The 17,237-nt window shown below is 61.8% G+C and carries 21 protein-coding genes and 1 tRNA gene; 13 read left to right on the top strand and 9 right to left on the bottom strand.

Translation table 11 applies throughout. The features are described 5' to 3' along the window. The 7 genes from HNR05_RS04905 (at position 1) to HNR05_RS04935 (ending at position 5,115) form a co-directional block, all read left to right on the top strand. Complete coding sequence (locus HNR05_RS04905; protein WP_179578006.1) at positions 1–873, top strand: phage tail family protein; 873 nt, start codon at positions 1–3, stop codon at positions 871–873. Next, positions 873–2,543 (top strand): Gp37-like protein, encoded by a 1,671-nt coding sequence (locus HNR05_RS04910; protein ID WP_179578007.1) that lies wholly within the window; start codon positions 873–875, stop codon positions 2,541–2,543. The genes HNR05_RS04905 and HNR05_RS04910 overlap by 1 nt, the downstream gene beginning before the upstream one ends. Before the next feature lie 10 nt (positions 2,544–2,553). Next, entirely contained in the window at positions 2,554–2,772 is a 219-nt protein-coding gene (locus tag HNR05_RS04915; protein ID WP_179578008.1) for a hypothetical protein, read from the top strand. A 65-nt stretch (positions 2,773–2,837) separates the two neighbouring features. Then, positions 2,838–3,704, top strand: a complete 867-nt coding sequence (locus tag HNR05_RS04920) for a hypothetical protein (protein WP_179578009.1) — start codon at positions 2,838–2,840, stop codon at positions 3,702–3,704. After that, entirely contained in the window at positions 3,704–4,399 is a 696-nt protein-coding gene (locus HNR05_RS04925; RefSeq protein WP_179578010.1) for a M23 family metallopeptidase, read from the top strand. The genes HNR05_RS04920 and HNR05_RS04925 overlap by 1 nt, the downstream gene beginning before the upstream one ends. A gap of 27 nt (positions 4,400–4,426) precedes the next feature. Beyond that, positions 4,427–4,831, top strand: coding sequence for a hypothetical protein (locus tag HNR05_RS04930; protein WP_179578011.1), 405 nt, complete (start codon positions 4,427–4,429; stop codon positions 4,829–4,831). A gap of 2 nt (positions 4,832–4,833) precedes the next feature. Beyond that, positions 4,834–5,115 (top strand): hypothetical protein, encoded by a 282-nt coding sequence (locus HNR05_RS04935; RefSeq protein WP_179578012.1) that lies wholly within the window; start codon positions 4,834–4,836, stop codon positions 5,113–5,115. Between the two features lie 217 nt (positions 5,116–5,332). On the opposite strand, the gene HNR05_RS04940 is transcribed toward HNR05_RS04935, so the two are convergent. The 4 genes from HNR05_RS04940 to HNR05_RS04955 form a co-directional block, all read right to left on the bottom strand. Then, positions 5,333–5,740 carry a putative periplasmic lipoprotein gene (locus HNR05_RS04940; RefSeq protein WP_179578013.1) on the bottom strand — a complete coding sequence of 136 codons (408 nt, stop codon included), beginning with the start codon at positions 5,738–5,740 and terminating at the stop codon, positions 5,333–5,335. A gap of 83 nt (positions 5,741–5,823) precedes the next feature. Further along, positions 5,824–5,899: transfer RNA gene (locus tag HNR05_RS04945), tRNA-Arg, on the bottom strand. 15 nt (positions 5,900–5,914) lie between these two features. Beyond that, on the bottom strand, positions 5,915–6,790 hold the full coding sequence (locus HNR05_RS04950) for a tyrosine-type recombinase/integrase (RefSeq protein ID WP_179578014.1): 876 nt from the start codon (positions 6,788–6,790) through the stop codon (positions 5,915–5,917). A 67-nt stretch (positions 6,791–6,857) separates the two neighbouring features. Continuing rightward, positions 6,858–7,127, bottom strand: coding sequence for a hypothetical protein (locus HNR05_RS04955; protein WP_179578015.1), 270 nt, complete (start codon positions 7,125–7,127; stop codon positions 6,858–6,860). 150 nt (positions 7,128–7,277) lie between these two features. On the opposite strand from HNR05_RS04955, the gene nadE reads away from it, so the two are divergent. After that, on the top strand, positions 7,278–8,099 hold the full coding sequence (gene nadE / locus HNR05_RS04960; protein WP_179578016.1) for an NAD(+) synthase: 822 nt from the start codon (positions 7,278–7,280) through the stop codon (positions 8,097–8,099). An 89-nt stretch (positions 8,100–8,188) separates the two neighbouring features. Here the strand turns inward: nadE and HNR05_RS04965 are convergent, their stop codons facing one another. From HNR05_RS04965 to HNR05_RS04980, 4 genes are all read right to left on the bottom strand, one after another. Next, positions 8,189–8,863, bottom strand: coding sequence for a hypothetical protein (locus tag HNR05_RS04965; RefSeq protein ID WP_179578017.1), 675 nt, complete (start codon positions 8,861–8,863; stop codon positions 8,189–8,191). 102 nt (positions 8,864–8,965) lie between these two features. Beyond that, complete coding sequence (locus tag HNR05_RS04970; protein WP_246318350.1) at positions 8,966–9,190, bottom strand: hypothetical protein; 225 nt, start codon at positions 9,188–9,190, stop codon at positions 8,966–8,968. A 104-nt stretch (positions 9,191–9,294) separates the two neighbouring features. Then, complete coding sequence (locus HNR05_RS17895) at positions 9,295–10,245, bottom strand: EamA family transporter (RefSeq protein WP_179578019.1); 951 nt, start codon at positions 10,243–10,245, stop codon at positions 9,295–9,297. Positions 10,246–10,260: 15 nt separating this feature from the next. Further along, positions 10,261–11,268, bottom strand: coding sequence for an aldo/keto reductase (locus HNR05_RS04980; RefSeq protein ID WP_179578020.1), 1,008 nt, complete (start codon positions 11,266–11,268; stop codon positions 10,261–10,263). A gap of 211 nt (positions 11,269–11,479) precedes the next feature. On the opposite strand from HNR05_RS04980, the gene HNR05_RS04985 reads away from it, so the two are divergent. The 5 genes from HNR05_RS04985 to HNR05_RS05005 all read left to right on the top strand — a co-directional run bounded on the left by HNR05_RS04985 (position 11,480) and on the right by HNR05_RS05005 (position 16,286). Continuing rightward, complete coding sequence (locus HNR05_RS04985; protein ID WP_179578021.1) at positions 11,480–11,980, top strand: single-stranded DNA-binding protein; 501 nt, start codon at positions 11,480–11,482, stop codon at positions 11,978–11,980. Between the two features lie 57 nt (positions 11,981–12,037). Beyond that, positions 12,038–12,538 carry a DUF6993 domain-containing protein gene (locus HNR05_RS04990; RefSeq protein ID WP_343062460.1) on the top strand — a complete coding sequence of 167 codons (501 nt, stop codon included), beginning with the start codon at positions 12,038–12,040 and terminating at the stop codon, positions 12,536–12,538. A 180-nt stretch (positions 12,539–12,718) separates the two neighbouring features. Beyond that, positions 12,719–13,870, top strand: a complete 1,152-nt coding sequence (locus tag HNR05_RS04995) for a hypothetical protein (protein ID WP_179578022.1) — start codon at positions 12,719–12,721, stop codon at positions 13,868–13,870. Positions 13,871–14,115: 245 nt separating this feature from the next. Then, complete coding sequence (gene ettA / locus HNR05_RS05000; RefSeq protein ID WP_179578023.1) at positions 14,116–15,798, top strand: energy-dependent translational throttle protein EttA; 1,683 nt, start codon at positions 14,116–14,118, stop codon at positions 15,796–15,798. Between the two features lie 11 nt (positions 15,799–15,809). Then, on the top strand, positions 15,810–16,286 hold the full coding sequence (locus HNR05_RS05005; RefSeq protein ID WP_179578024.1) for an acyl-CoA thioesterase: 477 nt from the start codon (positions 15,810–15,812) through the stop codon (positions 16,284–16,286). A 41-nt stretch (positions 16,287–16,327) separates the two neighbouring features. Here the strand turns inward: HNR05_RS05005 and HNR05_RS05010 are convergent, their stop codons facing one another. Continuing rightward, positions 16,328–17,203, bottom strand: a complete 876-nt coding sequence (locus HNR05_RS05010; protein WP_246318351.1) for an acyl-CoA thioesterase — start codon at positions 17,201–17,203, stop codon at positions 16,328–16,330. Positions 17,204–17,237: the final 34 nt, after the last annotated feature.

The raw sequence follows: 17,237 nt of genomic DNA on the forward strand, positions 1-17,237 counted from the left end.
ATGGCTGAGGTCGAGTTTTCTATTCAGAGGGCTGGGTTCGCGACGATCCGTTTGGATACGGATGGTGGCGGCCCGTATGGTTTGCAGTCGGGCACTGCGGGCTTGGGTGTCGGCCCGGTGTATCCGCGGTTTGTGAGTGGCGCTGGTGACGGGGCCCGTTTTGCCGGGGATCGTGTCGGTGCTAAGCCGATGGATCTCGGGCTGATTTTCCTGGGCGATGACCGCCTGTCTACGGGCGATCTGATCAGGGATCTGCGGAGCATGACGCGCACTATTCGCGGTCAGCCTCAGCCGGTGTTGGTGGCGGAGTTCGCGGACGGTTCAGCTTTCGAGGTGCCTTTCGTTTACACGTCGGGCCTCGAACTGGACCATTCGGATGCGCTCCCGTGGGTGTACACGGCGACGGTTGCGGTGATGTGCCCGAACCCTTATTGGTTGGCGAGCACAGCAACCGAGTTCATGGTTCGGAATGATGACCTGGTTGGTTTGCTCCCGCACCTGGCTGAGCTTCCGGTTATGTCGTCGTCGGCGATCGGTTCCATTCAGGTGGAGAACCCGGGCGATGTGGAGTGCCCTGTTGAGTGGCGTATCACTGGCCCTGGTGGCCCGCCGACTATTTCGATCAATGGGCGCGGGTTTGTGTTCAAGTCCGCTTTGGTGGCGGGCGAGATCATCACGATTGTCGCTGATGGTGAGCGGGTGTCGGTGACGGATCAGACGGGCGCGAACCGGTACCCGTTGCTGGGGCCGGCGCCGAAGTTTCCGTTCTTGCCGACTGGCGTTTCGACGGTGGATATTACGATGCCGAATGCGGTGCCGGGTGTGTCTGCGGTTGCTGGCCTGTTCAAGCCTCGACGGGAGGTCGTCTATTGATGTATGCGGATGATTTCACGGTCGAGGTTCGGGATCGTGCGTTGGTTCGGTTGGGGCAGGTTTCTCAGGCGGACATGACGGATGTGCTGGTTGTGCCTCGGTTGAATACGTTGGGGTCGTGGTCGCTATCGTTGCCGCATTCGGTGCTGCGGGATGGTGTGGAGGTTCTGCATCCTGAGTGTGCGCTGTTGCGTGCGCCGGGGTCAGGCATCATCATTTCGGGCCCGAGTGGCGTGTTGCTGTCGGGTCCGATGACGGATGCCACGCATGACGCATCTACGGAGGATCCGGGCGGCACGTGGACGATCGTTGGTGTGTCGGATGATGTGATTGTTGCGGATGCTGAGGCGTGGCCGCAGCCGTCGAATGGCGACCGGTCGACGCAGACTGTTGCGAATGACAATAGGTCGGGTGCGGCCGAGACGGTCATGCACGCTTACGTGAATGCGAACATTGGCCCGTCTGCGCCAGCTGCTCGTCGTGGCGCTTTTGCTTCCAAGCTTCTGATGGGTGCGAATGGTGCCCGCGGTGGGACGGTGAAGAAGTCGCCGCGTTTTCAGAACATGCTCGAGCTGCTCGGCGAGATCGCTATTGGTCAGCGGTTGCGGTTTGGCGTTTTCCAGAACGGTGCGGCGCTCGAGTTTCGAACGACGGCGACTGCTGACGTGTCGGCTTACGTGCGTTGGGATATTGACAACGGCAACGTGTCGTCTACGAAATATGCGTATTCGGCGCCGGGCGTGACGGATGTGACCGTGGCGGGTCAGGGTGAGGGTACGAAGCGTCGCATTCTGCGCCGTCAGTCCGCTGCGTCGATTGCTGCTGAGACTGCGTGGGGTCGCCGTATTGAGCGGTTCGTTGACCAACGTCAGACGGATGACAGCGCGGAGTTGCTGGCTGCTGCTGACGAACTTCTGTCGGAAGAGGGCGATACGGTTCGGTCGGTGCAGGTTGTGCCGTCGGCTGATATGGCTGAGGGTTTCGGCACTGAGTGGGATCTGGGTTCGATTGTCACGATTGTGGTTGGTGATGTGGAGACGGTCGCTGCGGTGACTGAGGTTCCTATTTCGATCACGTCCGATGGCGTGATGGTTGGTGCGACTGTTGGCGATCCCAGCGGTTTTGATTGGGAGTCGATTCTTGCGGCGAAGGTCTCGAAGACTGATTCGCGGGTGTCGGCTTTGGAACGGAATGCTGAGGCGTCCACTGCAAGCCCATTCCCGGTTGGCACGTCAATTGAAGGGTATTGGTCGGCGCCCCCTGTCGGGTTTTTGATTGAGGACGGCGCTGCGGTTTCACGCACAAGCTATGCGGATCTCTTCGCGCTGATCGGCACAACCTACGGGGTTGGTAATGGGTCTACGACCTTCAACCTGCCGAACCATAACGGGCGCGTGGGAGTTGGCTACGACGGCGGCCAAACCGAGTTCAACGCGATGGGTAAAACTGGCGGCGCGAAAACACACCAGCTCACCGCAGCCGAGATGCCATCTCATGCACACGGCATCACGGCGTACTTCGAGGGCACGACGGGCGGCCTGCAAACCGTCCGACGCAGCGACAACGCCAGCGGCTCCGGCACGCCATTGACAACCACCTCGGCGGGCAATAATGCGGCGCACAACAACCTACAGCCGTACATCACTAAGCGGTTCGCCATCAAGTTCTAAGGAGTCCTCATTGATCGAGCGCGAAGAAGTCATCACTGAGCATCGGGCAATCAGCTACAAGTCGCTGGACGCTGACGGGTGCCCGCTGTTTGCGGAGCTGACAGAAACGAGCGTGACCGTGCGTCATGAGAGCGTCGCAGGGTATGTGACGTTCACCTTCCCCCGAAGCGCTGTCTCTGCGGTGGAGGCGCTGCTGGCCGCGGTACTCGCTGACATTCGGTCGGCCTGAGCAATCCCCACCCTTTCACTCTCAGCCCTGCCTTGTGCGGGGCTTTCGTATTTCTAAGGAGCATCATGGCCGAACGGTCGTACCCCTTCGTCAAGCCCGCCAGCCAGTCAACCGGCTACGGCACCACTACCGATGCCGAGTATTCGGCGATGATGAGCAAGATCGTTCTGTCTGGTGTCGTCGGCTCGTCTGCTGATTCGAAGCTGAAACCGTTCGGTGATTCGTCGGGCTTGTTCGTGAAGGTTCCTGCGGGTGAGGCTTTCACTCGCGGGCATTTCTACACCAGCGACGCGACGATCACGCTGCCTATCGATGTCGGCACGTCCATGCCACGCCTTGACGCGATCGTGATTCGTATGCAGTACGGGTCGATCAACGAGGCCCGCATCTACGTGAAGAAGGGTGTACCTGCTGCTACGCCGGTTCTGCCCGCGATCACACAGGACCCGCCGACCGCATCGGGAACATTCGAACTGTTGCTTGGGTCGGTCGCTGTAGCCGCGAACTCGTCACTGATCACCGCCGCGAACGTCGTTGACCGGCGCGCTTTCACCGGGCTGCGATTCGACAATCTGCCCGGGATGCCCGCGACGTTCCCGCCCGCCATCCACAATCACGACACCCAGTATTACACCCAGGCACAGATCGACTCGAAGCTCATGGGTCGCACGATGATTATTCGCACCGGGGTGGTTGACGTTCCAACGCTGGCGAACAACGCCACTACAAACGTAGTTTTCCACCACACCGGCGTCATTGTCTACGGCTTCACGGTGCGGGGGATGCAGGGAACGCCCCTCGATAATCGCCTGTCGATCGGTCAGAACGTTCTCAATGACCTTGACGGTGGGTTCAGTGTCGCTAACCGCTCAGGATCGAGCTGCCCTGCGACGCAGATAACATGGGCGGTCTTCGTAGAGGACACCCGGTAATGGCGCGCCTCATCAAGACCGCTCGGGGCGGCATTACGTCCGAGCATGGGGAGAGTGTTGGCCGCACGAATCCGCACGTCGGCATCGACATCGGCCACGGCAACTCGACCGCCGACGACCTGCGAATGGTCGCACCGGCAGACGGGAGGGTCACGTACGCAGGATGGTCCAAAGGCAGCACCTATGGCAACCACGTCATCATCACGCACGCGGACGGCACATGGTCGCGCATTGCGCACATGGACTCGCTGGCCGTGAAAGTCGGCGACACCGTCACACAGGGGCAAACCATCGGCGTCATGGGTCGCACCGGTGGCCCCTGGGGTTCCAAAGCCGGATGGTTCGTGCACGGACACCAGGAATACCACCTCGCAGACGGCCGCGCCGTCAACCCGCTCGACTACATGAGCACCACCGCCGCAACCGGCACGACCCCACTGGAGGACGATATGACACCCGCACAAGAGAAGATGCTGGCCGAGGTTCACTGGATGCTCAGCGAACGCGTCCGGCCGCAACTGAACGCACTTCACGACGGCACAGGCGGGGCCGTACACAAGAAGCTCGACATCATCGCGTGGGCGCTGACCGACCCGAAGGCCGGCCTGCGCAAGATGGTCGGCGACCTCATCACGAAGCTCATCCCATCGTGGAACGGCCACCCCGTGCTGCCCGCGGACAAGACCGGCAAGTAACCCCTTCCCGTCCTGGGAGGGGCACGCATGACCACACTCACCGAGCCCGTACAGATTCAGCTCGTGATCGTCTTCGGGTCGATCCTCACCGCAGTAGTCGGCACCATTGGCGTGATCATCGTCGCAATGGTGAACCGCACCAGGCAGTACGCGAAGTCCACTCAGGAGCACGTGCAGAACTCGCACATGAAACCGGACGGGAAGCCGCTGAATCTGCGCGACGACCTGGACGACAAGTTTCAAGGGCTGTCCGACCTCGTCAAGGGTGCGATCTCCGACATCGGCGGGTTGCGCTCCGACATCCGCAGCATCCGCAAGGAAGCGCTCACCGACAGGCAGGCCGCAGCATCCGACCGTGACCACCTCCGCCACCTCGAAGAAACACTCACCCCCGCAGAGCTCAAAGTGCTCCGCGACGACCGCAAGGAGTAACCGTGACTCACGTTCAACCGACCGCAACCATCTGGTTCAAGAACAAGCGCGTCTGGCGCACAGTCTTCTCGGCCATCGTTACCGGCGCTGTCGTCGTCCCGCAGCTGCTCGCGATCGTCAATCAGGCGTGGCCGTCCGACGCGCTCACTGCTGTCCTCGCACAGTTCCTCGTCTTGCAGGGAGTCATCACCCGTGTCATGGCGAACGAGACCGTGAACCGGTGGCTGTCGATCATCGGCCTCGGGTCTGCGCCACGCGAGGTTCTCAACGGCCCATCCGTGTAGGCACGTATAGGACTCGGCCCTATAGAAATCTATAATCGCCCGCTCATCATCTTCGGATGGTGGGCGGGCTATTTGTCGTTAACTCCCGGCCGCACCGCGACCTGACAGCCAGCGCACCACCAAGCGCCCACGGTCGGCGCCATCGGGTGTAAGCATGTCGGGCAGTTCGGGGTGTCGAGGTCGGCCAGGTCATCCATGCGGGGAGTCTACGCCGGGACTAGCTCCATCCGACGATCTTCATTTTCGCACCCTCGGCCTCACATGCTCGCCCGACTGCCGCGATATTGGCAAGGTAGTCCTCGCCGTCGAGGTACAGCATGTGGAGGCCTGACGACGGCAGTTCGTCCATCGTCTTGCCGATGCGCGCTTTCACGTCGCCCTCGGACACAAGATAGGCGGCATCGAATCGCTGAACCATCCCATCAGTAGCTTCGATCAGCGTCTTGTCAGCGGGCGGGTTCACGATTACCTCGGCAAGATCGACAGTGACCTCCCCGAAGGTCGCGCATGCGTCCTGGTTTGCAACGACCTCAGCGGTCGGCGTCGGAGTGGCAACGGGCTCGACGGCGCTCGAACATCCGGCGAGCAGGAACACTGCAGCGATGGCGGGGAGGATCTTATTCATGGGGCGAGGCTATCGCATGGGCGCACGCCCCAAGCGAAACGCCCCACCTGATTCGGGTTCAGGTGGAGCGTTCTTCTTGCGACTGGTGCCCCTGGTAGGAATCGAACCTACGACAAGCGGATTAGAAGGCCGCTGCTCTATCCACTGAGCTACAGAGGCAACCAGAACAGATTACTACGCCGCTACCTGATCGACGTTCACACGGCTCCCGCGGATGGGCACGACGACGCGGGGGAGAAGCTCCATAGCTGCACGGATGCGCGGTTCGTCGGGCAGCACGTAGGCGCTCATCGATTGCCCGTCACTGTGGCGCAACGAGTGTTGAACGTCGAGCGAGTCGGCGCCCAGTGCGAGCAGCGTGGTCCCGTGCCACTTCCTCATGTCATGGGCCTTGTGCTCAATGCCGGCGCGTTTGAATGCGGCGCAGAGGGTGTTGCTGACTGACTTGCCGCGCACGTGTTCGCCGTCGATAAGGCCAGGGAACCAGTGCCCATTGCGCGGGTAGCCGTTGTCGACTGCGTGTTGCCAGATGACCGAGTGCAGAGGTCGCCATACTTCCTTGCGCCCTTTCCCCTCGACAGTGAAGATGCGGCGCGACTCCCAGTCAATGCTCTCCCCGGCCACGGCGGCGATCTCAGACGCTCGCAGCCCTTGGTACGAATACAGCAACACCTTCATGATCGTGTGTCCGTAGATGCCGGAATCTAGTACGCGCTGAATGTCCGAGGTTCGCACGGGGTTTGGTTCGTGGCGTTCGGCGCGGGGCCGGGGGAGACGTGCGGCCGGGTTGTCCTGGCGAATCTCTTCATCCTGCATCCATGAAAAGAACGTGTGGAGACATGACCGGTAGTTCTGCTTTGTCTTGCCAGTAAGGTCGGCGCGCCCGAGGAATGTTACAAGCTGCATCTTGGTGATGGCCATCAGGGATTCAGCGCCGGTGTGGCGCAGCATGGCGCGCATGAAGATGAGTCGCTCCTTGACGGTGCGGTCGGTGCAGTTCTGTGCGCGCATGTAGGCGGCCCAGTAGGCGAGCAATGGTGCATCTTGCAAGACTTCCCCCGGTTCGTAATGTTGTTGTCTTGACAGTACGGATTGCTTCGCCTTGCAGACAGCCCGACTACTGGGGGTTGTGACCCTTGTGGGGGTCTGCGACCGCGCGCGTTAATATCGCATCATCTAGCTTCCGGTTGCACGCGGACGCGACGATCTCGAGCTTCTCGCGGGCTGAGTTCAACGAGCGAATGGCAATATCGATCTGTCGGATTGCGGCCCCAGCGTCGGCAGCCGTTTCTACGTCCCCTGATCCCATGGCATGTGCTGCATCGACTGCATCGAGCGCATTCACCATGTCCCGGTAGACGGTGCCGGAGTACGGGTCGGCAGTCATGCTGCACGACGCTTCGGGCCGGATACACTGGTTCTGCCGCGAGGGTGAGTAGCTACACCCCGTGACAGCCGCCTTTCACGCTCCTTGGAGATGTGAGAAACCGGGGCCTTGTAATCTCTTGGTCGCAGGTTCGAATCCTGCCGGGGGCACATGCGAGAAATCCAGGCACGAATCATCGCGGATCTCACCGTGGCGGCGTCGATCGATCCGGCGAGCGAGGTGCGCCGGCGTGTGCAGTTCCTCGTCGACTACATCGAGCGCACGGGTGCGAGCGGTCTGGTGCTCGGCATCAGTGGCGGACAAGACTCCTCACTGGCGGGGCGGTTGTGTCAACTCGCGATCGAGCAACTCGCCGAATCCGGACGTGAGGCCCGCTTTGTTGCGGTGCGCCTGCCCTACGCCGTGCAGCACGACGAAGCAGATGCCGCGCTGGCGCTTGAATTCATCCGGCCGGAGTCGCAGGCGATCTTCAATATCGAGCCTGCCGTGACGGGGTTCGAACAGCAGTATCGCGACAGCCTGGGTGAGGCGATGACCGACTTCAACAAGGGCAATGTGAAGGCGCGAGCGCGCATGATCGCCCAGTACGCCATCGCTGGGCAGAACGGCCTTCTGGTGGTCGGGACCGACCACGCGGCAGAAGCTATCACCGGGTTCTTCACCAAATACGGTGACGGCGGCTCGGATCTGCTGCCGCTGGCGGGTCTAACGAAGCGGCAAGGTAGATCGCTTCTGATCGAGTTGGGTGCGCCCGAGCGCCTCTATCTCAAACCCCCCACCGCCGATCTGCTTGATGAGAATCCGGGGCAGACCGACGAAGTGAACCTGGGCCTGCGTTACTCGGACATCGACGATTACCTCGAGGGGCTCCCGGTCGATGATGCGGTTGCGACGGCGCTGGAGGCACGCTACCTGGCCTCTGGGCATAAGCGTCGTGTTCCCGCTTCACCATTCGACGACTGGTGGCGCTAGGCCCGCTGCGAGAGCTCACAGCTTAAACGGTTCGTCCGCTGATGCCGGCGCATCAGCGGACGAGGACGTCGCGGTCTCGGTCGGGAGGGCTAAACCGGCGTGACGGCAGTTTCACCGGTTTCAGCGGGGCGCACTTCGAGAGCCCGCACATCATCGAGAAGTTTCTGCGTCTCGGTTGAGGGCGCCGACGTGGCGTCAGCGAACTGGTTGTGGTGGTTCTTTGCGACCCACGCGTCTTGCTCGGCCACCAACGTCTCTTCGGTGGCAGAAACCTGTGTGCGCCACCGGTTCAAATCGGCCAGAAAAATCTTGCGTGCCCGCGATGGCTTGTTCTGCCACTCAATCAAGCGGTCACGAAACTCGTGAACGGCAGGCTCGAGTTGATAGCCGAAGGTGGCCGACGTGCGCTTGAGTTCGGCGAGCTGATGGGCTGCCCAGTTCGCGGCGATATCCGAGCCCTTGATGGGAAGAAGCCGCACCTGAATGTCGGCCTGCCCGACTGTGCGGTCGGCCAACACCTGTTCCTGCGGCGTCAACGAGTTCCAGACGGAGGCCTCGGTTGCGGCATCAACGAGTGCTCCGATCGCGGCAACCCGCTGCTCTCGGTCACGCTGGGTGAGCAGGCTCTTGATCGCACCCCGAGCGATGAAGGCCGAGAGCGCACCCGCAACGGCAACTCCGACAATGAAGATCAGAACACTGAAAAACACCGGTTGGGTGCTGACGTTTGTGAGCCACGTATAGAAACTATTCCACCAGTACATATGCCGCACTGTACCGGCGAAGCACCGTGTATTCGGTCAGCGGCATCGGCGTGCCTCAACCGGGGGTGAAACGTACCGAGGACATGTCATCACCTGTGCGTCTCAGCGAAAACACTCGGCTGCGTCATCCCGCTGCCAAAACAAGCCGATATCGAGCATGCGGCCCGCTGCCGTGAGCCGACGCGCGGCGAATCGGTCACCGCGCGGATCGAGTCGGCGCTCGATGTGGCCAAGAACGGCGCCGTTCGGCCGCGTCACTCGCCACAGCCCCTCACGCACCGGCACGAGGGCCAGGGTGCCGCTGCGCGAGGACTCTGTGTGGAACATCGAGGACATGATTTCTCCGAACGTCAGCCGGCCGTGGGTGAGTGTGGTTTCACAGTACGGCGCACCACCGACAGCGCATCGGCGGCGGCAGCCATTCGGCGGACTCAGTGCTGCTTCGTGACGGGCGGATCTCGTCTCGCCAGATCAAGGTCAAGAGTCTGTCCCGCTCGAGCAGTCTGAGCGAGCACGATACCGGTCAGGACGATCAGCACGCCCAGCATTTGGATCACGTCCAGCGATTCGGAAAGCCACAGGTACGCGAACGCAAAGGCAAAGATGACCTCCGAGGTCGACACGATACCCGCACCCGTCGCGCTGAGTGTGGCCAACGCAAGGTACGAGAGCAGATAGGGCATGAACGATCCGATCAGACCGTTCCAGAGCAGAAGGAGCCACAGTGGCAGCGAGACAGATTCGAGGCTGCCGCCGAGACTCGTCCGCGAAACCAGCAGCATCGGATCGAACTGCCACCATGCGCTGAAGAAGAACCAGAATGCACTGGCGAACAGCATCGACCAGAACAGCACCGCAAGGGGCGAAGTGGATGCCACCTGACGCTCGCCCACAAGAAAGTACACCGCCAAGCAGACTGCAGCCAAGAGGCCAACGATGACTCCCAAGCCCGACAGCGGACTCGCCCAGATCTGCGCCACCAAGGCCATTCCGACCAAGACCGCGCCGATCGCCACCCAGATACGCGCCTTCACCTGCTCCTGGAACACAAAGCGGGCCGCCATTGCAACCATCAGCACGCCCGAATACTCGAGCATGAGTGCGATTCCGACCGGCAGCAAACTGATAGCCGTCGCGTAGAACCACTGCACGAGTGCCACACCAAACAGGCCAAGTCCCGCCATGACCAGCAGTTGTCGTCTGGTGATTCGAAAGGCGTGACGGTTCTTGATGAGCAAGACCACGCCGGCCACCACCGCAATGATCGTGACCCGCGCGAAGGTGAGCTGAGCCGGGGTCACTCCGGCCTCGACGATGACCTTCGTCGTACTGCCGTTCAGGCCGAACAGCAGCGAAGCGAGGATGGCGTAGAGGTAGCCCACGGACGAGTCGACGGCCTAGTCGACCGAAGTGCCGTTCACTGCGAACGGTTCGATCGCCGCAATCTCAGCAGCCGTCAGCGCGGGGGAGTCGAGCGCCGCGATATTCTGCTCGAGCTGTGCCACGCTCGATGCACCGACAAGAACACTTGTCACGGTGGGTTGGCGCAGAATCCAGGTGATGGCCAGTTGAGCCAACGTTTGCCCCCGACCGGCGGCAATGTCGTTCAGGGCCCTGGCGCGTGTGAGGTAGACCTCGCTCAGTGCAGATTCGTCAAGAAAGTGACTGGTTGCAATCCGGGAACCGATCGGCACAGTGCCGTCGAGGTATCGGTCGGTGAGAAGGCCCTGGGCGAGGGGCGAGAACGCGATGCTGCCCATTCCAAGTTCTTCGAGGGCCGGGAACAAGCCGTCCTCGCTCGTGCGGTCGAACATCGAGTAGCGCGGCTGATGGATGAGCAGGGGCACCCGGTATTCCGCCAAAGCTGCGTACGCAGCTCGGGTTTGTGCTGGGTCATAGTTGGAGATTCCCACGTAGAGTGCCTTGCCCTGCTGCACCGCAGTAGCCAACGCTCCCATGGTTTCCTCGATCGGCGTCTCGGGGTCTGGGCGGTGTGAGTAAAAAATATCGACGTAGTCCAAACCCATCCGACCCAGGCTGGCGTCGAGCGAGGAGAGCATGTTTTTGCGGGAACCCCATTCGCCGTACGGGCCCGCCCACATTTCATAGCCGGCCTTGGTCGAGACAATCAGTTCGTCACGATACGGACGGAAGTTCTCGGCAAATACCCGCCCGAAGTTTGTCTCAGCGGAGCCGGGAGGGGGGCCGTAGTTGTTGGCAAGGTCGAAATGCGTGATGCCGCGGTCGAAGGCGCGGCGCAGTACGTCGGCCTGTGTCTCGATGGCGCGGGCGTGCCCGAAGTTGTGCCACAATCCAAGCGACAGCGCCGGGAGTGTGAGGCCACTCCGTCCGGTGCGCCGGTACGGCATCGTCGAGTAGCGTTCTTCGGCGGCAAGGTAAGTCATGGAGCAACTCTAGAGTCCTGTCAACCGATCTCCACAACCCGGCGCGTACCCGATTGTTCACCGTTGGTTATCCGTCGACGCCGGTCGCTGTCCACCCGTCGCAGACTCAGGATGCGCGGCCCGGAACGATTCAGACTGGCACGAGAGTTCGCATCCGGGTCGCGTGCTTCGGGGTTCGCCCGGAGCCCTGCAAACGTGCCGGGAGAGGACTATGAAGAATCGAATCACCATCACAGGCATTGTGGGCAGCGAACTGAGCGAGGCCACACAAGCTGCCGGGGGCATCATCACGAAGTTTCGGCTCGTCTCTAATCAGGGCTACTACGACAAGAGCAACGTCTGGATCGAGACGGGAGCCAATTGGTACAACGTCTCTGCGTTCAGGAAGCTTGCGCCCAACGTGCGTGACTCACTGCGTAAAGGTGAGCACATCATCGTCGGAGGGAGCTTGTATCTGAAGGAATGGGTCAGCGGAGACAAGAAGGGGATCTCGCTCGATCTTGACGCTGAGTTCGTCGGTCATGACCTCAATTGGTGCACTACTCGTTCCCAGCGGAATGGGGCGGCAGCCCCTGCGCCGTCCGCCACCGAGGAGCCTAGCGTCGGTCCCACCGATGACACCTGCGGCCCGGAAGGATGGCCGAATACGCCATCCGACGCACCATCCGACGACGGGTTCCTGCCGACGGAGTCGGCCCTTCACGCGCCGTAGACTCAGAGAATCAGACTTGTACGTCGTTCGCATGTCGCGAACAGGGGAGGATCACGAGTGGCTGCAGTGAAGCGCGTCAGCGTACGTCGGGGAATGGCTGTCGCCGGAGCTGGGATGGCGGTCACCCTTGTGATCGCCCTCGCCGGCTGCAGCGCCTCGGAGGTATCGCCGTCGACGTCACCGGCTGCTCCGGCGCCGTCGGCGTCGGCTCCGGCGCCGACGACTGCCCCTGTGTTGGACCCAGCTGAGAGTGCGACAGAAAATCTGCCGTACTTCGACTTCATCTCGCAGAACGTCCTCACAGCCAACCCCGAGGCTGGCGGCCGGGACTTCATCGACGCGCTCGCAGTGGGCGGGTTTGACAAAACTCAGATGGAACTCACCCCGGACCGTACGACCGTCGACCTCGCCGCCGACTCGGTACTCTTTAGCGTTCGCTTCAATTCCGAGTGCCTGGTTGGGCAGAGCGGTGCTGCTACCGGCTACCACAGCTACGTCGCACCGATACTCGCTTCGGGCACCTGTCTTGTGGGTACCACTCGCCCGATTGACTGGTAGCGGGTAGCCGCCCGCACACTTTGAGCACAACCTGGGCGGCGGATGTGGGGGCATGTGTCGTCGCTTCAGGGCCTCCGGGCGTAGGCTCCCGAGGGAGCTGTGGCCGAGAGGGGCGCTATGACCAGCGAATCCGGTAGCGACGCTCACTGTCCATGCCCGCTGACTGCAGTGTACTGAGCCGTGGTATCGACGGGCACGTGGACCACTGTGCGCGGGGTGAGCGCCGCCGCGGTGACGCCCTTGGCCTCAATCCTTGGGTCGGGGCTGTTGATCATCGCGCCGATTCTCGAACGGGCGTTGGGCGTTTTCGCCGTCCTCGGGGCGATCGGTATCTGCGCCTTCGCGTGGCTTGTGGGCACCGTCATCCGACACAACGTCACCGTCGTCGGGCAGCAGAAGGCGGACGGAACTCTCAACCAGACAACGGCCCGAATCGGCCGGCTGGGCGATGGGGTGATCGTCTGTGCCTACGTCATCTCCGTCGCGCTGTACCTGCGCATCATGGCGCAGTATCTAGTGGGCTACTTCATCCCCACCGGCTCGGCGATACTGGAACCGATCATCGCCGGCCTTTCTGTGGTGTTGATCATCACCATCGGCATCTTGCGCGGATTCACGGGACTCGATCGGCTCGACCGAATCTCGCTGGTCACGGTCCTGCTGCTCACCACCGTTCTCGGTGGTGTTCTTTTGTTTCACGATGGGGCCTTGTTCGGCTCGTCTTCTCTGCGTCTCCCACCCCTGCCACCGCTCGGGCCGTTGGAGGCGCTTCTGGTGCTCGGTGGCTTGGTGATCACCGTTCAAGGTTTTGAGACAGTGCGTTTTCTCGGCGACCACTACGACGCTCGTACCCTGGTGAGAGCCTCACGGGCGGCGCAGCTGGTGGCCGCATCCATCTATATCGGGTTTGTCGCCGTCGCGACCCCCGTCATGGGGCTTGGAACCGCTGCGGGTCCAGACACTACGCTGCTGAACATCACCGACCGAATCGCGCCGTGGTTGGCACTGCCGTTGGTTCTCTCCGCGGTGTTGAGCCAATTCAGTGCGGCCATCGCCGACACCGAGGCAGCACGAGGCAATCTCACAGGGTTGAGCAGATGGTTCCACGGAGCCCGGCCTTACCTGATCAGTGGCGTGGCGGCGATTGCGATCGCCGCCGTCGTGCCCACCTTCACGCTGGTCACAGTCGCCTCCCGCGCGTTCGCCGCGTACTACGCGGTGGAGGCCATTATCGCCTTCCGGACGTGCTCCGGATTCCTTCGGAAAAGCGGGTTTGCCGCGCTCGCTGTGCTGCTCGTCGCGATCACACTCTTCGCGCAACCCGCCAGCTAATCCGTCGGTGCGGGAGTGAAAGCGGCATTCAGAAATGGCTCCTGCGCCCGGGAGAGGCGATCCGCTGGCGAAGTGCCAGAGGTTTGCCGTTATCCTCGAAGAGGGCGACGAGCCCTCGCGCTCTGCGCGCGCAGAGAGATCGGCGTTGTGCCCCGCGAGAGGTGAGAGACCTCACTCTCCCGCGGGAGGCGTACAGACAAGACAGCGCGGGGCGCTGTAGGCATCATGAGAGTTTAGGGACAGACGTGGCCGAATTTATTTACTCGATGGTCCGAGCGCGCAAAGCGGTCGGCGAAAAGCTTATTCTCGACGACGTCACAATGTCGTTCTTTCCTGGTGCCAAGATCGGCGTCGTCGGTCCGAACGGTGCGGGAAAATCCACGATCCTGAAGATCATGGCCGGGCTCGACACCCCGAGCAACGGTGAGGCCAAGCTGACCCCTGGCTACACCGTCGGCATCCTGATGCAGGAGCCGGAGCTCGATGAGACCAAGACCGTTCTTGAAAACGTGCAGGAAGGCGTGGGCGAGATCAAGGCCAAGGTCGACCGGTTTAACGCGATTTCGTTGGCGATGGCGGAGCCGGATGCTGACTTCGATACGCTGCTCGCTGAAATGGGGGTTCTGCAGGAAGAGATCGATCACGCCGATGCGTGGGATCTTGACTCCCAGCTTGAACAGGCCATGGATGCCCTGCGCACCCCGCCGGGCGACTACGCGGTCGGCAACCTGTCGGGCGGTGAGAAGCGCCGCGTCGCTCTGTGCAAGCTTCTTCTGCAGAAGCCCGACCTGCTGCTTCTCGACGAACCGACTAACCACCTCGACGCCGAAAGCGTGTTGTGGCTCGAGCAGCACCTCGCCAAGTATCCCGGCGCCGTACTGGCCGTCACTCACGACCGGTATTTTCTCGATCACGTTGCCGAGTGGATCGCCGAGGTCGACCGCGGGCACCTGTACCCCTACGAAGGCAACTACTCGACCTACCTCGAGAAGAAGCAGGAACGTCTGCAGGTGCAGGGCAAGAAGGACGCGAAGTTGTCGAAGCGCCTGGCCGAGGAACTCGCCTGGGTGCGCTCGAACGCAAAGGGCCGCCAGGCCAAGTCGAAGGCGCGTCTCGCACGCTACGAAGAAATGGTCACCGAGGCCGAACGCACCAGAAAACTCGACTTCGAAGAGATCGTGATTCCGGTGGGACCGCGTCTGGGGGCGCAGGTCATCGATGCGAAGAAGCTGCAGAAGGGCTTCGAAGGACGTGTGCTCATCAACGACCTCAGCTTCACGCTGCCGCGTAACGGCATCGTCGGAGTAATCGGCCCCAACGGTGTTGGTAAGACGACACTGTTCAAGACGATCGTCGGTCTCGAGCCGCTCGATTCCGGTGATTTGAAGATCGGAGAGACCGTCGAGATCTCCTATGTCGACCAGAGTCGTGGCGGCATCGACCCCAACAAGACCTTGTGGGAGGTCGTCTCAGACGGTCAGGACTACATCCAGGTCGGCAAGACCGAAATTCCCTCCCGCGCCTACGTGTCGACCTTCGGGTTCAAGGGGCCCGACCAGCAGAAGAAGGCTGGAGTGCTCTCGGGAGGTGAGCGCAACCGCTTGAACCTGGCGCTCACGCTCAAGCAGGGCGGCAACCTGCTGCTGCTCGACGAACCGACAAATGACCTTGACGTCGAGACCCTCGGTTCCCTCGAGAACGCTCTTTTGGAATACCCGGGTTGTGCCGTGGTCATCACCCACGACCGGTGGTTCCTTGACCGTATCGCCACTCACATTCTGGCCTACGAGGGTACCGAGGAAGACCCGGCGAACTGGTACTGGTTCGAGGGCAACTTTGAGTCCTACGAGGAGAACAAGATTGAACGCCTCGGTGCGGATGCCGCGAAGCCTCACCGTTCCGCTTACCGCAAGCTCACACGCGACTAAGCGGCTCAGCAATGAAATTGCATGTGCCCATTCGGTTGCGATGGTCTGACCTCGACGCCTACGGTCACGTGAACAATGCCGAGATGCTGCGTCTCCTTGAGGAGGCGCGCATCTTGGCGTTCTGGGCCGATGACGAAGCAACATTGTCCGCCATCGGCGCGAGCACAGCGGTACTTGACGGTCGACCCGGCTCCGACACCCTGACCTTGATCGGTCGCCAGGAGATCGAATACCTCGCACCGGTGCCGTACCTGCGCGCTCCACTGGATGTCCGGCTGTGGCTCGGCAAACTCGGTGGCGCCAGTCTGGACGTCTGCTACGAGGTCTGGAGCCCCACCGAAACGACTCCGGCCGTGCTCTATTCCCGAGCGACGACGACAATCGTTCTCGTCGACGCCACCTCACAGCGCCCGCGACGGATCAATGACATCGAACGGGCGGCCTGGTTGCCCTACCTCGAAGACCCGGTTGCCTTCGCACGACGCTGACACGGTGCCGCTTGACCCGGGCTAGCGTCCGACGTCCCTTCTCAGTCGGCATTTGTCGGCACACGAAGCATTGCCTCTTGGGCCACAGTTGCGAGAAGAGCGCCATCTCGGCTGAAGATGCTTCCGGTAGAAAGTCCTCGACCACTTTGGGCTGAGGGGGAGTCCTGCACGAACAGAACCCACTCGTCGGCGCGTCCGAATCGATGCCACCACATTGCGTGGTCGAGGCTGGCTGCCTTCAGCCCCCGTGTTGCCCAGGCAACGCCATGTTTACGCATAATCGGTTCGATGATCGAATAGTCGCTCGCGTACGCCAGCGCTGCGCGGTGCAGGTTGGGATCGTCGGGAAGCGGGTCGAAGGTCTTCATCCACACGGCCTGACGAGAGGTGTGCTCGCCGTCGACGGTGAGGTAGATCGGAGAAGGGACGTGTCGAATGTCAAAGGGACGTTCATTCGCCCAGTAGCGCGCGATCGAGTGGTCGACCAGCGCTAGGGACTCGGCCGCTGAGGGCAGCGACTCAGGATCCGGAATATCGGTGGGCATCTCGACGTGGTGCTCGAGCCCTTCGTCCTCGTCTTGAAACGACGCGATCGCCGAGAGGATCGGCAGGCCGTTCTGATACGCCTGAGTGCGTCGGGTCGAAAAGGAGCGGCCGTCGTGGATGCGGTCGACCGAGAACGTGATCGGGTGGTTGACGTCGCCGGGGCGCAGAAAATAGCCGTGCATTGAATGCACGCTACGATCATCGGCCACGGTGCGCATGGCGGCAATCAACGACTGAGCAAGCACCTGACCGCCGAAAACACGCCCGAGCGGCATCCACTGCGACGGGCCGGTGAAGATGTCTTCGTTGGTGCGGGCACCCGTATCCGTCAGATCCAACGCGGCCAGAAGACCGTGCATCGGCGTGTTCATGCTGCCTCCTCAGGCTCGCGTGGCGAATGCGTCG

The organism is Leifsonia psychrotolerans (assembly GCF_013410665.1).
Taxonomy (GTDB): Bacteria; Actinomycetota; Actinomycetes; order Actinomycetales; family Microbacteriaceae; genus Cryobacterium; species Cryobacterium psychrotolerans_A.